Source organism: Streptomyces sp. NPDC089915, from assembly GCF_040684675.1.
Taxonomy (GTDB): domain Bacteria; phylum Actinomycetota; class Actinomycetes; order Streptomycetales; family Streptomycetaceae; genus Streptomyces.
In genome coordinates this window covers 1-15,774 of sequence record NZ_JBFBGN010000062.1, presented here as the reverse complement: position 1 = coordinate 15,774, position 15,774 = coordinate 1, and the positions used below count along the sequence as shown (strand labels likewise).

Here is a 15,774-nt window from a genome sequence, read left to right as displayed (position 1 = left end):
TTGCTGAGCGGCTTAGAGATCTCGCCAGAGTCAAGACTGGCTGCCCGGTTTTGTATTGACAAACCGTCCGGCCTGTTTTCTACTGACTCTTGCGACTCATCCAAAGGACAGGGGAGTACGACGTGGACATCGATGTACTGGGCGCACTCGCCGTGCGGGAGAACGGAATCTCCATCACGCCCACCGCCCCCAAGCCCCGGCAGGTCCTGGCACTCCTGGCCCTCCACGCCGACCAGGTCGTCCCGGTCTCGGCGCTGATAGAGGAGCTGTGGGGGACGATGCCCCCGCGCAGTGCCCGCACCACGCTGCAGACGTACGTCCTCCAGCTGCGCGCGCTGATCGCCACCGCCCTGGAGGGCAACGACGGGGAGCGCACCGCGAAGGACGTGCTCGTCACGCTGCCCGGCGGCTACATGCTGAACAGCGGCGGCGGCACCAGCGACGTGCGCGAGTTCGACCGGCTGGCCGGCATGGGCTACCGGGCGATCGACGCCGGTGACCACCCGGTCGCCGCCCAGCGGCTGCGCGAGGCGCTCGCCCTGTGGTCCGGGCCCGCCTTCGCCGACGTACAGGGCGGCGTACAGCTGGACATGGAGACGCGCCGCCTGGAGGAGACCCGGCTGTGCGCGCTCGACCAGCGCATCGAGGCCGACCTGAAGCTCGGCCGCCACCGCGAGCTGCTGGCGGAACTGACGGTACTGGTGAGCCGGTACCGCACCCACGAGAACCTGCACGGGCAGTTCATGCTCGCCCTGCACCGCTCGGGCCGCCGGGGCGAGGCGCTGGACGTGTACCAGCGGCTGCGCGCCACGCTCGTCCGGGACCTGGGGCTGGAGCCGTCGACCACCCTGCGCCGCCTGCAGCGGTCGATCCTGATGGCCGGCCCGGAGGCCGGCGTCGGCGGCAAGCAGGCGCCCGCGGCCGCGGCGGCCGCCGGAGCGGGAGTGAGGGCCGACCGGCTCGTACGGGCCTGACCCGCGCGGCTGGTGCCGGCCGGAAGCGGGCGGCGCCGGCCGGGGAACGGCCGGAGGGAACGGCAGCGGGGGCGGAAGGAGACGGAGCGGTGCAGGAAAGGTCGGAGCGGACCCGCAGGAGGTTGGTCTTCGCCGGGGCCGAGTTGTTCCACCGCAACGGATACGCCAACGCGACGCTCGGTGAGATCGCGGGTGCGGCCGGGGTGACGAAGGGGGCGCTGTACTTTCACTTCGCCTCGAAGGACGAGCTCGCGGACGCCGTCCAACAGCGCGGGTGCGGCCTGTTGCACGAGGCGGTCCGGGGGCTGCGGGAGAGCGGGGCCTCGCCCCTGCAGGCGCTGATCGACACCACGCACTGGCTGGCGCGGACGCTGCACGAGGATCCCGCGATCCCGGCGAGCTTCCGCATCACCAAGGAGTGCGCCGGACAGCAGCCGCCCGCCGTGGACTTCCACGGGGCGTGGCTGGAGGCGGTGTGCGAACTGCTGCGGATGGCGCGGGACGCGGGCGAGCTGCCGCTGGACCCGTCGCTCGACGGGCTCGACGGCGGGGACGCCGCCGGTGACGGGGGTTCGGCCTCCGACCGGTGGGAGAGCGCCGAGGCGCTGGTGGCCGCCGCGGTCTGCGGCATCGAGGTACTGGCCGGGACCGGGCTGTCCTACGCGGAGCTCCAGCGGAAGGTGGCCGCCCTGTGGGGGCTGCTGCTGCCGAGCCTCGTGGGCGCCGAACGGGCGCGGGAGTACCGGACGCGGGCCCGCGACACGCGGCTGCCGGCGGACGGGGAACGCGGCCGCCGGTTCCTCGGGAGCGGGGTCTAGGAAACCGCCCCCGGGCGTGCGGGAGAGCAGGCGCCCGACCGGGCGCGGACAGCGGGGCGAAGCGACGTACGGAGGGGGAGACCGTGAGAATTCAGGTTCTGGGTCCGCTGACTGCCGAGGTGGACGGGGACTCGATCGTGCCGACGGCGTCCAAGCCGCGGCAGATCCTGGCCCTCCTCGCGCTGCACCCCGGGCGGGTGATGCCGGTGCCCCTCCTCATGGAGGAGATCTGGGGGCACGAGCCGCCCAACAGCGCGCTGACCACCCTGCAGACGTACATCCTCCAGCTGCGCCGGCGGCTCGGCACGGCCATGGGCGCCGGACGGCCCGGGGCCGCGAAGGAGGTCCTCACCACCCGGCACGGCGGGTACCTGCTCCAGGTGCCGGCCGAGGCCGTCGACGCCCACGTGTACGAAGGGCTCGTCGCCCGGGGACAGACCGCCTTCGACGGCGGTGACGACGAGGGCGCGGCCGCCCTGCTGCGCGAGGCGCTCGCGCTGTGGCAGGGGCCCGCGCTGGTCGACGTACGGGTGGGGCCGGTCCTGGAGATCGAGGTCATGCGGCTGGAGGAGAGCCGGCTCGGCACCGTCGAACGGCGGATCGACGCCGACCTGCGGCTCGGACGCCACACCGAACTCCTCGCCGAGCTCACCGAACTGGCCGCCCGCCACCCCCGGCACGAGGGGCTGCACTCGCAGCTGATGGTGGCGCTGTACCGGTCCGGACGGCAGGCCGGCGCGCTGGACGTGTACCGGCGGATGCGCGGACGGCTGATCGGGGAACTGGGCGTCGAACCGTCCCCGCAGCTCCAGCGGCTGCACCAGGCGATGCTCAAGGTGGACCCGGCGCTGGACGTGGTGGCGGGCCCCAAGCGGGGATCCACCTTCGACCTCTACGCGGCGTAGCGGGGAAGTTCCTCGGATCGGCTCCGGGAAGGTGTCACGTCCGGCCGGGCCCGTCTGTCCTCCGGGTGAGACCACTTCGGAGGAGGACGGCCATGAGGGTACTGCTGGCGGGCGCGAGCGGGGTGCTGGGACGGCGGACGGAGTCGGCGCTGCGCGCCGCGGGCCACGAGGTCGAGGGGCTCGGCCGGGGCGCTGAGATGGACGTACGGGCCGACCTGCTCGACCGGGAGGGGCTGCTGCGGGCCGTCGACGGGCGGGGCTTCGACGTCGTCGTGCACGCGGCGACCGCGCTCTCGGGCAAGACCATGGCACGCCACCAGGACATGGCGGGCACCAACCGGCTGCGCACCGAGGGCACGGCGAACCTGCTGGCGGCCGCCCGGGAGACGGGGGCGCGGCGGTTCGTCGTCGAGTCGATGATGTTCGGCTACGGGTACGGGGACCACGGCGGGGCGCTGATCGGTGAGGACGACGGCTTCGGGCCGCGCGGCACGGACGTCTGGCTGGAGCGGCACGTCGGCGCGATGCGGACCAAGGAGGAGCTGGCGTTCACCGCCGACGGCATCGAGGGCGTGAGCCTGCGGTTCGGGCTCTTCTACGGGGAGGGCGTCACCGACGGCCACCTGGTGCCGCTGCTGCGGGGGCGCAGGCTGCCCGTGGTCGCCGACCGGGGGCGGGAGCTGAGCTGGGTCGACGTGGCGGACGCGGCGCGGGCGGTGGCCCTGGCGGTGGACGCCGGGCGCGCGGGCGAGGCGTACAACGTCGCCGACGACGCCCCGGTCGGCTGGGGCGGGCACATGCGGGCGGTGGCGGAGGCCTTCGGGGCGCCGGCGCCGATGGCGGTGCCGCTGTGGGTGCTGCGGCCGGCGCCGCTCGCGCACGCCATCATGGGCACCGACCTGCGGCTGTCGAACGCCAAGGCCCGGCGGGAGCTGGGGTGGCGGCCCGGGTACGGGAGCAGCCTGGAGGGCGTGCGGGCGCTGGCGGGGGCGCGGCGGCGGGCGGCGGTCTGAGGCGGGGCGGGGTGTCCAGGATGTGGAAAGGGGCGAGGGGGATGTGGGGGGTGGTGTGATCATCGGCTGATGAGTGATGAGCTGCGCACCCCGCCCGAGCTGGTGGGCGACGAACGGGCCACCCTGACCAGCGTCCTGCAGTGGCAGCGGGACACCCTGCGGATGAAGTGCGCGGGTCTGACCGACGAGCAGCTGCGGCGCAAGGCCGTCCCGCCGTCCGGGCTGAGCCTGCTGGGGCTCGTGCGCCACCTCGCGGAGGTGGAGCGCGGCTGGTTCCGCAACGTCCTGGCCGACGAGGACGTGCGCGGGTACTTCCCGAAGAACGAGGCCGGCGAGTGGACGGAGTTCCACGTCGAGGACGCGGACCCCGCCGAGTCGTTCCGGATCTGGGAGGAGACCTGCGAGCGGTCGCGGAAGATCGTGGCGGCCGCCGAATCCCTGGACGTGCGGGGGCACTTCGGCGACCAGCCGTACTCGCTGCACTACATCCTGGCCCACATGATCGAGGAGTACGCCCGGCACAACGGGCACGCCGACCTGCTGCGCGAGGCGATCGACGGGGTCACGGGGGAGTAGGCGCGGTCAGGAGGCCCGCTCGGCGGCGGCCCGGTCCACCGCGTCCAGGGCCGTCTGCCACGGGAAGTGCGGCGGGGCGTCGGGGCCGGCCGGGCCGGGGACGAACCCGCCCTCGCCGTAGAGCAGCTCGGCGCCCGCACCGCGCAGCACGGCGAGGGACTGCTCGAACTGGGGGTGCGCGGCGAGCGCCGCGTTGGTGCAGGGCATGGCGACCACCGGGACGCCCTTGCCGAGGGCCTCGGCGGCGACGCCGACGGTGAACCGGTCGGTGAGGCCCAGCGCCCAGGCGTTGACGGTGTTGAAGGTGGCCGGGGCGAACAGCACGGCGTCCGCGGGCGGCCACGCGTCGGGCTGCCCGGGGAGCTTGTACTGCCAGCGCACCGGGTTGCCGGTCAGGGCCGCGAGCCCGTCGAGGCTCTCGGACACCCATCGCGCCGCCGCCGGGGTCAGGCCCACGCAGACGTTCCAGCCGCGCGACTGGGCGTCCTCGATCACGTGGGCCACGTCGAAGACGGGCGGGGCGGCGGAGCAGAACAGGTAGAGAGTCCTCGTCATGTGGATCATGGGATCACATGCCCGGGACCGGAGCGTCCTGAGGGTCCGACAGATCCGGAATGCCGGGTGGTTCCGGGCGGAGACGGGAGGAAGGAAATTCTTCCGGATCCGCGATGAGTTTCCGGGCGGGCGCCGGTCTACCCCTGTGGGGACGGGAGCCGTCCCCAGGGAACAGCCACGAGGAGCATGACGAGATGGACGACATGAGCGCACCGGTGAAGGGCCCCGCCAGCTACTTCCCCTCGATCGAGAAGAAGTACGGCCGCCCGGTCGCGGAGTGGACGGAGCTGATCCGGACCTCTCCCCTGACCAGGCACATGGAGCTGGTCTCCTGGCTCAAGAGCGAGCACGGGCTCGGGCACGGACACGCCAACGCCCTGGTCGCGCACACCCTCGCCGAGAAGCAGGGGTGACGTAGACGCACGCGTATGCGGGCGAGCGTCTGGGCCATGTCGTGTCCCGCCGTCCGGCGATTGACTTGTCCCATGACGACGAACACGAACGAGACGAAGAAGACCCTGGTCATCGGCGGCAACGGCAAGACCGGGCGGCGGGTGGCGGAGCGGCTGCTGCTCCAGGGCCGGCCGGTGCGGATCGGCTCGCGGACCGGTGAGCCCGCCTTCGACTGGCACGAGCCGGCCACCTGGGGCCCGGCCCTGCGGGACGTGGACCGGGTGTACGTCACCTACCACCCCGACCTCGCCTTCCCCGGGGCCGCCGAGCAGGTCGGCGCCTTCGCGGAGGCGGCCGTGGCCGCCGGGGCGCGCCGGCTGGTGCTGCTGTCGGGGCGCGGTGAGGAAGCGGCCGCCGCGGCCGAGGACCGGCTGAAGGACTCCGGCGCCGACTGGACCGTCGTGCGCGCCAGTTGGTTCAACCAGAACTTCGACGAGAGCTTCTTCCTGGACCCCGTACGGTCCGGGGTGATCGCCCTGCCGGTGGCGGACGCGGTCGAACCCTTCGTGGACGCCGATGACATCGCCGACGTGGTGGTGGCCGCGCTCACCGACGACCGGCACGTCGGCCGGACGTACGAGCTGTCCGGGCCGAGGCTGCTGGGCTTCGGGGAGGTGGCGGCCGAGCTGTCGAAGGCGACCGGGCGCGACATCACGTACGTGCCCGTCTCCGACGCGGAGTTCCGGGTGGCGCTGCGCGAACTGGGACTTCCGGAGGAGTTCGCCGAACTGTTCACCCTGATCCTGGACGGCCGCAACGCGCACCTGGTCCACGGGGTGGAGGAGGTACTGGGGCGCCCGCCCCGGGACTTCGCGGACTACGCGCGCGAGGTGGCGGCGACCGGTGTCTGGGACGTCTGAGGGGGGACGGGCGGAGGGCGGCCGGGTGAGGATGGGGGCATGGACACGTTGACCGGTCTGCTCGACGGGCCCAAGGCCCGGGGCGCCGTCCTGCTGAAGTCCGTCTTCGACCCGCCCTGGGCCGTGCGGATCGAGGACCGGGCACCGCTGTCGGTGATCACCATGGTGCGGGGGCCGGCCTGGCTGCTGCCCGACGACGGGGAGCCGGCGCTGATCGGCCCGGGTGACGTGGCCGTCGTACGGGGGCCCGGGGCGTACACCCTCGCGGACTCCCGGGACACCCCGGTGGAGATCACCGTCGGACCCGACCAGCGGTGCAGTACGCGGGAGGGCGAGGACCTCGGCGAGCGGCTGGCGCTCGGGGTGCGGACCTGGGGCCGGCCGGGGCCGGGCGCCGGCTCGGCGGTGATGCTGAGCGGGACGTACCAGGCGCCGGGCGAGATCGGACGGAGGCTGCTGGGCGCGCTGCCCGCCGTGCTGGTCCGGCCGGCGGGGGCCGCCGACATCACCCTGATCACGCTGCTGGCCACGGAGGTCGCGCGGGACGAGCCCGGGCAGGAGCTGGTCCTGGACCGGCTGCTCGACCTGCTGCTGATCGGAGTGCTGCGGGCCTGGCTCGCCGCCCCCGGGGCGGGGGCCCCGGGCTGGTACCGGGCGCAGGGCGATCCGGTCGTCGGGGTGGCGCTGCGGCTGCTGCACGAGGACCCGGCGTACGGGTGGACCGTGGCGGAGCTGGCCCGGCGGGCGGGGGTGTCGCGTGCCGCGCTGGCCCGGCGCTTCACCGAGCTCGTCGGGGAGCCGCCCGTCGCCCACCTGACGGGCTGGCGGCTCGCCCTGGCCGCCGACCTGCTGCGCGAGCCGGACGCCACGGTGGCGACGGTGGCCCGCCGGGTGGGGTACGGGAGCGCGTTCGCGCTGTCGACGGCCTTCAAGCGGGTCCGCGGGGTGAGCCCGCAGCAGTACCGGGAGGGGGCCGGGACGGAGGTGCCGGGGGTGCCGGGGACGGTGGTGCTCGGCTAGGCGGGGGTGGCGGGGGTGGCGGGGGCGTCGGGGGCGTCGGGGGCGTCGGGGGCGTCGGGGGTGAGGTCGCGGACGCCGACGGGTTCGTCGCCGCTGAGTTCGCCGGTGCGGCGGAAGCCGAGGCCCAGGTAGAAGGGCTCGGGGCTGTCCTCGGCGGGCTTCCAGGTGACGTACACCCGCGTTCCGCCGCGGCGGCGGATCTCCTCCGCGACGGCCTCCACGGCGAAGCGGCCGTAGCCCCTGCCCTGCCGTCCGGCGTCGATGTTCAGCCGCCACAGGCCCGAGCGGCGGTGGTCGGGGTCCTTCGCCGGGTCCCAGACGAAGTCCATGAAGGCCATGACGAACCCGACCACCTCGTCCCCGTCGACGACGGCGCGGGGCCAGGCGCTCTCCCCGTGGACGTAGGCCTCGGCGAGGGACTTCATCACGGGGGAGACGAGGTGCTCCTGAGCGGGGTGGACCCGCACGGCGCACACCGCGTCGAAGTTGTCCGGGGTGACGGGTACCAGGCGCGGGGAGGAGTCGTTCATGCCCGCAGCCTAGTTCGTGGAAGCTCTTGAAAAGAACGGGACGTGCGGTATATTTCTTGGAGTGGACAGCAGGGGGGCATGTGTTGCAGGAACAAAGCGCGACGGTCGGCGGGGTGGAACCCCCGCGGCCGCGCGGAGCACCGTTCCGGCCTCTCCCGGCGAGCCGGAACCCGGTCGCCGTCGAGGGGCGCGGGGGCAGCGCGGAGCGCACCGCGCGGGAGCCTTCCGGCCGGCGGTGCGTGGGGGAAAGCGGAGCCGTCCTGCGGAGAGTGGTGAGCGGCCGGGTACCGGGGCCGGTCAGTCCTCGTCGTCCGCCTGCTCCCGGGCCAGCTGCCGGGCTTCGTTGTAGACCTCTTCCGCACGGCTCTCGCCGAGGTGCAGGGAGGCCAGCACCGAGGGCTGCGCGATGCTCGGCATGAGGTGGCGCAGCAGCGCGTTGACCCGCTGTCCGAGATCCCGGTGGTCGGTCATGGCCTGCGACATGGACTGGACGCCGCCGTAGGCGCCGGTGATGATGTCGGCGGTCTCGGCCGGTACCACGTGGGGCAGCAGCTCACCCTGGGCCTGGGCCTTCTCCAGGAGGTCGGTGAACTTGTCGACCCAGTTGCGGAACGGGGCGCTGCGGTCGAGCCCCCCGGCGTTCACGTCGAGGCTCAGCCGGACGCCCGCGCGGACCATGGGATTGGTCCGCAGGCGGTGGGTGTGCAGCATGACGGCGTCCACCACCTCCTGGAGTTTCGCGGGGCGCTCCGGGAGCAGAAGATCCTCGTTCTGTGCGGTGAGGACGCCCTGGGCCAGGTCTTCCTTGGACTGGAAGTGGAAGTACAGGGCGCCCTTGGTCACCCCGGCGACGGCGAGGATCTCCGAGATGGTGGCCGCCTGGTAGCCCCGCTCGTCGAACACCCTGGCCGCCGCGCTCAGGATCGCCTGGCGCGTGCGGATGGCTCGGACCTGTTCAGCCACGTTTGGCTCCTTCCCTCGCAGATGCTCGGAGCGTCGGAAGCCCTGCTGCAAACCGTCCGTCCCGTTCGTATCTTACAGCGGGTGATGCCAACGCCAATGAGCGACGGCACCGCGGCGCGAAAAATGACCGAGGGTGGTCGGGATCGGGACCGTGGTGCGGCCGATGAAGGGAAAGGCCTGGGGAGTACGGGTCAGCAGCCGTAAGAGGGTGCGGTGACGACGCCGACGAAGGTGAGCTCACCGTTCTGGTGGCCGGTCACGCGGACGACTTCCTCCGCGCCGGGAACGTCCTGGTACAGGCGCTCGGACTCGATGACGCAGGGTGCGTCCAGTTCGACGTACCGCTTGAACTCGCCGGCTATGCCGAGCGGGATGAAGGAGGGGCGGCCCAGGGTGGAAGCGGCGGCCTGCCGGGCGGCCTCCATGAGGACCATGCCCGGTACGTGGTCGACCCAGTGGTCGAAGAGGACGGGGTGGTTGGTGTCGACGCGGAGCTGCCAGCGGTCCTCCCGGCCCAGGGGGGAGAGGACCACGTCGGTCGGGGACAGCCGGGCGACGCTCTGCGGAGCCGCGGGGGCGGTCAGCGGCAGCGGGCGGTGCTCGGGCGTCAGGACGTGCTCGGGCCGGATCCGCTGGTATACGGCCGGGCTGGTGCAGGTGACGGAGGCCCGCCCCGTCGCGACGATCTGACCGTCACGGCGTACGACCGCCTCGTAGCCGAGCCCGGAGAGCCGGCCCGCGCGGCGCTTGATCTCGACGCACGTGATCTCGAGCTCGACGGTGGCCGGCGCCAGGCCGACCCGCATGCGCTCCGGTCTCACGACGTTGACGCTGAGGTCCCACAGGACGAACTGGTGGCCGAACGGGACGGCGAACTCCGCGTGCCCCAGGAGGTACGCGATCTGGCGGATCGTTTCGGCGCAGATGAGCGGGTCGTAGTGGCCGTCGCCGACCGGGGTGAAGAACGGGTGCGAGAGGGGCCACTGGGCGCTGACGGAGAAGCGGGCGTCATCCAGCCGCTGCCAGTCGGTGAGCAGGACTTGAGCCGTGGACGTGCGGTGCACCAGTTCCTTCGGAACGGTGGTGAGGGACGGGAAGTAATCGTGCCGCTCTTCCGGAGCCGCGACCGACTCCGCCCGGTCGTAGACCGCTGTGCGCCCAACGTGAAACGTGCTCGCGCTCATTGTTCCCCCTAGACAGCGCTGACCAGTAACAGGTGTGACTGCTCAGAAAAATATATACCAACCGGTTTTTTCTCCAGAGGTAGCTGGGAGCAGGTCCGGGAAATATATGGAAGAGCAGATTCCGGCCAACTGGTCGGCGGATATTTGCCCAGGTCTCCGCCGTTCGACCGGCGGTGAATCTTCGCCACACGCAGAGAATGATCTCAAGCGCGTCAAGAGCAATCCTTTAGCCGGAAGGCGGGGGCGGGGTGGCCGGGCGACGGGGGGGGGGGGTGGTTGCGCGGTGACGGCTTTCCTTTGCGCAGGGGGGATCCGGCCGGGTCCCCCCTGCGCTGCGGAGTGCTGCGGACGGGTCCCGGCGACGGCTCCGGGCTACCGGACACCGCCGACATGTGATGGTTTGTGCAGTTCAGTTCGATCGATGGCGGTGAGGGCGGGGTCGGGGGCCGGAGCGGGGTGGGGGTGGCCGGACGGGTCTCCGGTGGAGGGCGGGCGGTGCCCGGATGGTTCGCCAACGTGAAGCGGCCGGGGAGCGGGCGCGCCCCCGCGCGGGGATGTCCGGCATGTGGACATCGGGAAATCGGCCAGTGGGCACCCCGCGGGCCGCTTCGGAGGAGTGGGCCGCCGGCGCGCGAAGAGGGGTCCGGCGGCCGCCACCCCGGGGTCCTGATGGCGCGGGGAGCCTCCTCCGGGAGGCGGTGTCCTGCCCTCCGCTTCGAGCGGTGCTCCAGCGGGGCTCCGCTCCCGCCCTGGCGTCCGCCTACCGAAGGTGCAGTTCAGCAAACCGGGAAAGCGGTTTGTGGAGCGACCGTAATTCCGTACTGCCTGGACTTGGATGGGGTTGAAGCGTGTCGTCTGGTGGGGTGCGGCGCCCTCGATGGGCGAGAATCAGCCAACTAATCGGTCTGTTCTCGGCCGTTTCCCATCGCTCTGAGGGGTGATCTGGAGGAGTTCTTCTGGCTCTGGAGGCGGCTCCGGCAGGCTTCCGGCTGTGGCCAGACCATTGAACACGCAGGTCAGATGGTGTTTGCGCGCGGCCTGACCAGCCGCTAGGAGCAAAAAACGGTACAGCCGGTTTGGTATTGACAAACCGGCGTAGCTGTTTTTTCCTCGTTCCAGCGAACTTCGAGGGTTCATCCAAGGACGAAGCAGGGGAGTACGGCGTGGACATCGATGTACTGGGCGCTCTGACCGTGCGGGAGAACGGGGTCTCGATCACTCCCACCGCCGCCAAGCCCCGCCAGGTCCTGGCGCTGCTCGCGCTCCACGCGGACCAGGTGGTGCCGGTGGCCGCGCTGATCGAGGAGCTGTGGGGGACCGAGCCGCCGCGCAGCGCCCGGACCACGCTCCAGACGTACGTGCTCCAGCTGCGCGGGCTCATCGGCAACGCGCTCGAGGGCACCGACGGGACGCGCACCGCCAAGGACGTGCTGGTCACGCTGCCCGGCGGGTACATGCTGAACAGCGCCGGCGGGACCAGTGACGTCCGTGAATTCGACCGGCTGGCCGGAATGGGCTACCGGGCCATGGACGCCGGGGACTTCCCGAACGCCGCCCGGCTGCTGCGCGAGGCGCTCGCCCTGTGGCAGGGGCAGGCCTTCGCCGACGTCGACGGCGGGGTGCAGCTGGACATGGAGACCCGGCGGCTGGAGGAGACCCGGCTGTGCGCGCTCGACCAGCGCATCGAGGCCGACCTGCGCCTCGGCCGGCACCGCGAGCTGCTCGCGGAGCTGACCGTGCTGGCCAGCCGCTACCGCATCCACGAGAACCTGCACGGGCAGTTCATGCTCGCGCTGCACCGCTCCGGCCGGCGCGGCGAGGCGCTCAGCGTCTACCAGCGGCTGCGCTCCACCCTGGTGCGCGAACTCGGCATCGAGCCGTCGGCCGCCCTGCGCAGCCTCCAGCGCTCGATCCTCATGAGCAGCCCCGAGAGCCCGGCGGAATCCCCGGAGACCGCGCGCAAGCGTCTCGCCCGGGTCGGCTGACCCCGCGGAAGGGCCCGCACGACGGCCGTTGATATGAGAGATCTTTGTCAGGTCTTTTACAGAAACTGCCGGGAAACCTGAGAATTAATTTGCACAGCCGGGAATCGGAACAGACACGACGGGCCTGATCCATGGGCTGAGCACGGGTTTTGGCGTCCTGTCGGAATCTTGTGCTAGGAATCCGCCGGCTGTTCGCCCGTTTCGGAGGTCCGCTCGACGTCGGCTTGAGTGCCCGGTGATGTTGCCCTGGGCTGCCTTACCGTCATCGGGTCGAATACTGATAACCGAGAGTATCTCGACGAAATGTGGAGGGGAGACGGGGAGACCGTGGAGATTCAGGTTCTGGGTCCGTTGAGTGCCGAGGTCAACGGGGCATCGATCGTTCCTACAGCGGGCAAGCCGCGTCAGATCCTGGCGCTTCTCGCGCTCTACCCGGGCCGGGTGATGCCCGTACCGACCCTCATGGAGGAGATCTGGGGCACCAAGCTGCCCGAGAGCGCGCTCACCACCCTGCAGACGTACATCCTCCAGCTGCGCCGCAGGCTCGGCACGGCGATGGGGCCGGGCGCGCCCGGCACCGCCAAGGACGTGCTCGCGACGCGGCACGGGGGCTACCTGCTCCAGATCCCGCAGGAGTCCGTGGACGTCCACACCTACGAGGCCCTCGCGGCCGCGGGACAGAACGCCTTCGACGAGGGCGACGACGAGCGCGCCGCCGACCTGCTGCGCAAGGCGCTCGACCTGTGGCAGGGCCCCGCCCTGGTCGACGTCCGCGTCGGGCCGATCCTGGAGATCGAGGTGCTCCGGCTCGCCGAGAGCCGCCTCGTGACCACCGAGCGGCGCATCGACGTCGACCTCCGGCTGGGCCGGCACACCGAACTCCTCGCGGAGCTCACCGAGCTGATGGCCCGCAACCCGCAGCACGAGGGCCTGCACTCGCAGGCCATGGTGGCCCTCTACCGCTCGGGCCGGCAGGCGACCGCCCTGGACGTCTACCGCCGGCTGCGCGCCCGGCTGATCGGCGAACTGGGGGTGGAGCCCTCGCAGCAGCTGCAGCGTCTGCACCAGGCGATGCTGCGGGTGGACCCCGCGCTGGACGTGGTCGCGGGACCGCGGCGCAGCTCCACCTTCGATCTGTACGCCGCATAGGTATATCAGGGGGCGGCCGGGCGGCCGGGCGGTGTGGTGGCGGGGCTCCAGTGCGGCTGGGGCCCGGCGTGAGCGGCCCTCCAGGGCCGTCGGCGAGGCTCCTGGCGACCCGGTACGCGTCGCCACGCCGGCGGACCAGGAGAGAGGAACACCATGCACCGGCTGGAACTCACCGACCTGACCCGCATCCTGCGGATCTGGGGAGGCGAGGAGGAGTGCGTCGAGCTGACCGAGGAGGTCCAGGACCTGTACTGGGACGAGCTCGGCTACGACTCGCTCTCGGTCCTGCAGACCACCGGCTCCATCGAGCGGAAGTTCGACGTCCTCCTGGACGGGGAGCTCCTCGAACTGGGTGACACCCCCCGGCGCTTCCTCGAACTGGTCAACCGCGTACTGGGCAGCCGGGCCGCGGTCTGAGGCACCAGCGGCGGTCCACTCGGACTCCGGCGGATCGAGACAGGATCTGTGCCAAGCGCTGAGAGAGGTGTCCGATGTCAGTGGAGCGAGTGCACCGGCTGTCGTACGCGGTGGACGCCGCCGCGCCGGCGGGAACCCTGTACACCCTGGTGGCCGACACCACGCCGTGGCCCCTGTTCCTGCCGGACACCGTCCACACGGAGCGGCTGGACTTCGACGGGCTCACCGAGCGGTACCTGCACTGGGCGGGGGCCGACGGGGAGCCGGGGGCCTCGCTGTGGCGGCGGACCCTGGACGCCGGGCGGCGGCGCGTCGACTTCCGCGAGGAGCGGCCGCAGGGGCCGGTGACGGCTTCGAGCGGCAGCTGGCGCGTGGAGCAGCTGGCCCCCGGCTGGTCGAGGCTGCTCCTGGAGCAGGACCTCACCGTCGCGGAGGTCCCCGGCGCGCAGCGGGTCCTGGACGCCGCCGCGGCGCGGGGGCGGGCGGCGGCCGACGGGCTGCGGGCCGTCGCCGAGCGGTGGCGGGGGCTCGACGGGCGCCTGGTGTCCTTCGAGGAGTCCGTCCGGATCCAGGGGCCGGCCGAGTCCGTCCAGGCCTTCCTGTACGAGGCGGGTTCCTGGCCCGGCCGGGTGGCGCACGTCGCGGGGGCCGAGGTGGCGGAGCTGCGGCCCGGGGTGCAGCGCGCCCGGCTGGCCAACCGGGACGCGGACGGCTCCCCGTACCCGACGGACGAGGTGCGGGTGTGCTTCCCGGCGGCCGGGCGGATCGTCTTCAAGCGGCTCCGGCCGCACCCGCTGCTCGCCGCGCACGCGGGGGAGTGGTGCGTGGAGCCGGACCCGGCGGGGGTGACCGTGGTGTGCCGGCACGACGTGCTGCTGGCCGGGGCGAAGGCGGGGCGGGCGGCGGACGCGGATCCCGCGCGGGCGCGCCGGTACGTGCGCGAGCTGCTGGGAAGGGAGAGCCGGGCCGTGCTGGACGCGGCGCAGGAGTACGCGGGGGAGCCGGTCAGGACCCTGCGGTCGGTGTGAGCGCGCAAGGCCCGGCCTGTGCCCGGGTGCCGTCGTGCGGGTCCGTGGCCCGTCGCCGCCGAGGGGGCGGCGGCGGGCCACGGGCGCGTCAGCTCCCCCGTCCCGCCGTGTCCAGCCGCCGCAGGGTGGCGGGTGCGGCCAGACAGGGCATGACGACCCGCCAGAACCCGGCCAGCGTGCGCGGGGCGAGCCACTGGGGGTCGTCACGGCCGAGGGCCTCGAAGCCGAGGGTGGCCGCCACCACGGTGGTCGCCACGTTGCGGTGGTTGAGCCCGGGCAGCAGGGCGCCCTCCTCCGCCGCTTCGAGGAGCAGCCGGTGTACGTAGTCGTGCCATTCGCCGGGCAGGGCGAAGGACGACGGGTAGGCCGGCTCCCGGTTGAGCTGGAAGGCGGCCCGGGCCACGACGTCGGACAGGAGCAGTCCGGCGAGCTCCTGGGAGCTGTCGGCCAGGGCCTGGAGGGCCGATGTCCGCCGCGTGTACACCTCGCGGGTGGTGGCGCGCAGGGTCCGGGCCCCGGCGGTCTCCACGGCCTCCGCGACGGCCGCCTTGTTCTCGAAGTGGAAGTGGAGCGCGCCCGGGCTCACTCCGGCACCCACGCTGATCATGCTCAGCGTCGCCTCTGCGTACCCGCGCCGCCCGAACACCGTGGCCGCTGACTCGAGCAGTGCTTGACGGGTTCGGACGGCGCGTTCTTGTTTCATCACGCATAGCTCCTGTATCAGTTTCCTTCTATTATTAAACCGCCCCGTTGGTATTGGAAGAGCGCGCAGGGCGCGCCTGATGGCCTGATCAACGGCGATTCGTGCCCCGCTGTGGCCTGATTTGATCTACTTATCGCGAACCTTGCCGCGTTTTGCAGGCTTTGACAAACCGACGAAGCGGTTTGTATCTTCGTTGACGTTGGCTCAACTGAGCTTGAGGGAGGGGGGCGGATGAACCAGCGGACCTTCGCTGTACTGGAACCTCACACCACCGCCGCGGGGACGGCGAACGGTGCGTTCCTGCCGGCCGAGGGGCTGAGGGTGCCACCGCACGCGCCGGCCCAGTCGGCCCTGTGGCGGATCCTCATCGTGGAGAGCAGCACCGTCGAGGCCGAGACCCTGGCCCGCGGACTGCGCCGCCACGGGCACGAGGTGGAGATCGTCGGCACCGGGAGCGAGGCGCTGCGCGGCTACGCCGACGCGGACCTGGTCCTCCTGGACCTGGAGCTCCCCGACCTGGACGGGCTGGAGGTCTGCCGGGGCATCCGCGCGGCCCACGAGATCCCCGTCATCGCGGTCACGGCCCGGGGCAGTGAGCTGGACCGCGTCCTGGGCCTCCAGGCCGGCGCGGACGACTACCT

General features: G+C 72.2%; 18 protein-coding genes. 13 read left to right on the top strand and 5 right to left on the bottom strand.

Annotated features, from left to right (window positions below; translation table 11 throughout):
- Positions 1 to 122: 122 nt before the first annotated feature.
- From AB0O29_RS19745 to AB0O29_RS19725, 5 genes are all read left to right on the top strand, one after another.
- Positions 123 to 974, top strand: a complete 852-nt coding sequence (locus AB0O29_RS19745; protein WP_365153203.1) for an AfsR/SARP family transcriptional regulator — start codon at positions 123 to 125, stop codon at positions 972 to 974.
- A gap of 89 nt (positions 975 to 1,063) precedes the next feature.
- Positions 1,064 to 1,792: a ScbR family autoregulator-binding transcription factor gene (locus AB0O29_RS19740; RefSeq protein ID WP_365153202.1), complete on the top strand. Its 729-nt coding sequence runs from the start codon at positions 1,064 to 1,066 to the stop codon at positions 1,790 to 1,792.
- 83 nt (positions 1,793 to 1,875) lie between these two features.
- On the top strand, positions 1,876 to 2,697 hold the full coding sequence (locus AB0O29_RS19735) for an AfsR/SARP family transcriptional regulator (RefSeq protein WP_365153201.1): 822 nt from the start codon (positions 1,876 to 1,878) through the stop codon (positions 2,695 to 2,697).
- Positions 2,698 to 2,789: 92 nt separating this feature from the next.
- Positions 2,790 to 3,710, top strand: a complete 921-nt coding sequence (locus AB0O29_RS19730; RefSeq protein ID WP_365153200.1) for an NAD(P)-dependent oxidoreductase — start codon at positions 2,790 to 2,792, stop codon at positions 3,708 to 3,710.
- Between the two features lie 69 nt (positions 3,711 to 3,779).
- Positions 3,780 to 4,286, top strand: a complete 507-nt coding sequence (locus AB0O29_RS19725) for a DinB family protein (RefSeq protein WP_365153199.1) — start codon at positions 3,780 to 3,782, stop codon at positions 4,284 to 4,286.
- Between the two features lie 6 nt (positions 4,287 to 4,292).
- On the opposite strand, the gene AB0O29_RS19720 is transcribed toward AB0O29_RS19725, so the two are convergent.
- Positions 4,293 to 4,841: a flavoprotein gene (locus AB0O29_RS19720; RefSeq protein ID WP_365153198.1), complete on the bottom strand. Its 549-nt coding sequence runs from the start codon at positions 4,839 to 4,841 to the stop codon at positions 4,293 to 4,295.
- Positions 4,842 to 5,044: 203 nt separating this feature from the next.
- On the opposite strand from AB0O29_RS19720, the gene AB0O29_RS19715 reads away from it, so the two are divergent.
- The 3 genes from AB0O29_RS19715 (at position 5,045) to AB0O29_RS19705 (ending at position 7,174) form a co-directional block, all read left to right on the top strand.
- Positions 5,045 to 5,254, top strand: coding sequence for a DUF4287 domain-containing protein (locus AB0O29_RS19715; RefSeq protein ID WP_365153226.1), 210 nt, complete (start codon positions 5,045 to 5,047; stop codon positions 5,252 to 5,254).
- Between the two features lie 72 nt (positions 5,255 to 5,326).
- On the top strand, positions 5,327 to 6,154 hold the full coding sequence (locus AB0O29_RS19710; protein ID WP_365153197.1) for an NAD(P)H-binding protein: 828 nt from the start codon (positions 5,327 to 5,329) through the stop codon (positions 6,152 to 6,154).
- Between the two features lie 39 nt (positions 6,155 to 6,193).
- Positions 6,194 to 7,174, top strand: a complete 981-nt coding sequence (locus AB0O29_RS19705; RefSeq protein WP_365153196.1) for an AraC family transcriptional regulator — start codon at positions 6,194 to 6,196, stop codon at positions 7,172 to 7,174.
- Here the strand turns inward: AB0O29_RS19705 and AB0O29_RS19700 are convergent.
- The 3 genes from AB0O29_RS19700 to AB0O29_RS19690 form a co-directional block, all read right to left on the bottom strand.
- A complete protein-coding gene (locus AB0O29_RS19700; protein ID WP_365153195.1) occupies positions 7,171 to 7,704 on the bottom strand; it encodes a GNAT family N-acetyltransferase in 534 nt (177 codons plus the stop codon). The two genes, AB0O29_RS19705 and AB0O29_RS19700, sit on opposite strands and share 4 nt — an antisense overlap.
- A gap of 297 nt (positions 7,705 to 8,001) precedes the next feature.
- Positions 8,002 to 8,667 carry a ScbR family autoregulator-binding transcription factor gene (locus AB0O29_RS19695; RefSeq protein ID WP_365153194.1) on the bottom strand — a complete coding sequence of 222 codons (666 nt, stop codon included), beginning with the start codon at positions 8,665 to 8,667 and terminating at the stop codon, positions 8,002 to 8,004.
- Positions 8,668 to 8,858: 191 nt separating this feature from the next.
- Positions 8,859 to 9,851, bottom strand: a complete 993-nt coding sequence (locus AB0O29_RS19690) for a ScbA/BarX family gamma-butyrolactone biosynthesis protein (protein WP_365153193.1) — start codon at positions 9,849 to 9,851, stop codon at positions 8,859 to 8,861.
- Between the two features lie 1,163 nt (positions 9,852 to 11,014).
- Here AB0O29_RS19690 and AB0O29_RS19685 point away from each other — a divergent pair.
- The 4 genes from AB0O29_RS19685 to AB0O29_RS19670 all read left to right on the top strand — a co-directional run bounded on the left by AB0O29_RS19685 (position 11,015) and on the right by AB0O29_RS19670 (position 14,430).
- Positions 11,015 to 11,836 (top strand): AfsR/SARP family transcriptional regulator, encoded by an 822-nt coding sequence (locus AB0O29_RS19685; protein WP_365153192.1) that lies wholly within the window; start codon positions 11,015 to 11,017, stop codon positions 11,834 to 11,836.
- Between the two features lie 327 nt (positions 11,837 to 12,163).
- Entirely contained in the window at positions 12,164 to 12,985 is an 822-nt protein-coding gene (locus tag AB0O29_RS19680; protein WP_042811903.1) for an AfsR/SARP family transcriptional regulator, read from the top strand.
- Positions 12,986 to 13,138: 153 nt separating this feature from the next.
- Complete coding sequence (locus AB0O29_RS19675) at positions 13,139 to 13,402, top strand: phosphopantetheine-binding protein (protein WP_365153191.1); 264 nt, start codon at positions 13,139 to 13,141, stop codon at positions 13,400 to 13,402.
- Between the two features lie 74 nt (positions 13,403 to 13,476).
- On the top strand, positions 13,477 to 14,430 hold the full coding sequence (locus AB0O29_RS19670) for an SRPBCC family protein (protein ID WP_365153190.1): 954 nt from the start codon (positions 13,477 to 13,479) through the stop codon (positions 14,428 to 14,430).
- A gap of 88 nt (positions 14,431 to 14,518) precedes the next feature.
- On the opposite strand, the gene AB0O29_RS19665 is transcribed toward AB0O29_RS19670, so the two are convergent.
- Positions 14,519 to 15,133, bottom strand: a complete 615-nt coding sequence (locus tag AB0O29_RS19665) for a ScbR family autoregulator-binding transcription factor (protein ID WP_365153189.1) — start codon at positions 15,131 to 15,133, stop codon at positions 14,519 to 14,521.
- A gap of 231 nt (positions 15,134 to 15,364) precedes the next feature.
- Here AB0O29_RS19665 and AB0O29_RS19660 point away from each other — a divergent pair.
- The coding region (locus AB0O29_RS19660; RefSeq protein ID WP_365153188.1) for a response regulator at positions 15,365 to 15,774 on the top strand (410 nt) is incomplete at its 3' end.